This is a genomic window from Myroides sp. N17-2, assembly GCF_002286775.1.
GTDB lineage: Bacteria > Bacteroidota > Bacteroidia > Flavobacteriales > Flavobacteriaceae > Flavobacterium.
In genome coordinates this window covers 1-2111 of sequence record NZ_NSGJ01000093.1, presented here as the reverse complement: position 1 = coordinate 2111, position 2111 = coordinate 1, and the positions used below count along the sequence as shown (strand labels likewise).

Annotated in this window: 1 protein-coding gene; it reads left to right on the top strand. The window is 38.9% G+C overall.

Translation table 11 applies throughout. The features are described from left to right. Positions 1–639 precede the first annotated feature (639 nt). Positions 640–2111: group II intron reverse transcriptase/maturase (gene ltrA, locus CF599_RS19205; RefSeq protein WP_216821884.1), on the top strand; the 1472-nt coding region annotated here is incomplete at its 3' end.

Here is a 2111-nt window from a genome sequence, read left to right as displayed (position 1 = left end):
GTGCGACCTGCAAAGGTCATTATACAATTGTTCAACCAGGTAACTGGACAACGAACCTGCCATACTGTTGGCAGTAGCCTACTTCGACATGCAGGGTAAGTAATTACCCTGTGTGATAGCTCGAAGGACAATATACTAAATTCTCCTAAAGGAAGACTTAGATTCTTGTGAAGGAATTAAGTACCGAAAAGTTTAAGTTCGGATAAGGTTAGGCTTGCTGATAGGATGAAATTAATTAAATCAACATTAAACATCGTCAAGTAGAATAAGCGAAAAGAACTGATACGCTTAAACCAAAATGGTACTTGTGCAGGTTATTCCCCTTACCCATGGGAGATACACAGTCAATCAATGCACACGATGAAAAGTTGGCATCTAAGTCAGTGTGTTGGATAATGGCAACAGGGTAAGACCGTTCATTCGCATATTAATGCAAAACTGACCGTAAGGAAAGTCTATGGGTGAGCGGTTAAGGGATGAGATAAAAAGCGAATGGCATTCTGTAATGGAGTGTATAAGGGATGAAAAGATTGCCCTACAGTGAAAACTGGCAGACTTATCTCTGGTTATTTCAGCGAGAGAAGAAGAAGAACTTTTTTTAAGACAATTATGCAAATGACTGTGACCACAAATAGTGCCATGGATGCAATTGACATCTGCAAAGACTGGAATTCCATTAACTGGGGGGCTTGTCTATTGGAGGTAAAGAAGCTTCAACTGCGTATCGCTAGATGGGAAAAATTGGGAAATCATCGTAAAGTCAAAGCTTTACAATGGCTTCTCACACACAGTTTCTCTGCCAAATGCTTGGCGGTAAAACGTGTATCACAAAACAAAGGACATCGTACTGCTGGTGTAGATGGATTTCTATTAAACTCTCCCGCTGATAAATGGAAAATGGTACACTCTCTTAAACGAAGAGGCTATAAAGCACTTCCACTAAAACGAGTATATATCCTTAAATCAGATGGAAAGAGTAGTAGACCACTAGGTCTTCCTTGCATGAAAGACCGCGCCATGCAAGCCTTGCATACGATGGCTCTACTTCCTATCTCGGAGGTCAGAGCAGATTGGGACAGTTATGGGTTTCGTCCAGAAAGAGGTACAGCGGATGCCATTGAGAGTCTATTTTGTGCTCTAGCCAAGAAAAACTCTTCTACATGGATTCTTGAAGGCGATATCAAATCCTGCTTTGACTTAATTAGCCATCAGTGGATACTAGAAAACATACCTATGGATAAGAAAGTTCTCTCGCAATGGTTACAATCAGGTTTCATGGAAAAAGGTAAACTATTTCCAACAACCCACGGTACCCCTCAAGGAGGACTTGCGTCTCCAACCTTAGCCAATATGGTTTTGGATGGAATCGAAGATTTATTAGGTAGAAAATTTGGGTCCTTTAAGCTAAATGGAAACAACAACTATAAACAACGTAAGAACCCTATCTTATTTGTCCGTTATGCAGATGACTTTGTTGTTATCGGTCGCACCAAGGAAGTTTTAGAAAATGAAGTTAAACCAATGATTCAGTCTTTCTTAGAAGAACGAGGTCTTGAACTCTCATTAACCAAAACTCACACAACTTCTATTTACGACGGTTTCGACTTTCTTGGACAAAACATTCGCAAGTATAAAATGCGCAATGGAGAGCAAAAACTATTGATTAAACCCTCTAAAACAAGTATAAAAACTTTTCTCGCCAATATCAGAAAGATAATTCACTCTGCAAAAAGTATGAGTCAAAGAGAACTTATCCAAATACTCAACCCTAAAATTAGAGGTTGGACATATTATCACAGACATGTTGTTTCCTCGGAAATATTCAGTGCTATTGATAAAGAAATTTGGAAAGCATTATGGAGATGGTGTGTTCGGCGACATCCTAAGAAAGGAAAAAGATGGATAAAATCTAAATACTTTCATCGCGCTGAACAACGGAACTGGATTTTCAGAAGCATTGTGAAAGAACAAGGAGTAACTGTAATAGAAACTATTTCCTCATCTAGCAGCGTATCTATCATACGTCACATCAAAATAAGGCGACAAGCTATTCCATTTGACCCTATGTATGAAATGTATTTTCAACAGCGTACTTCTGAAAAATGGAAAAA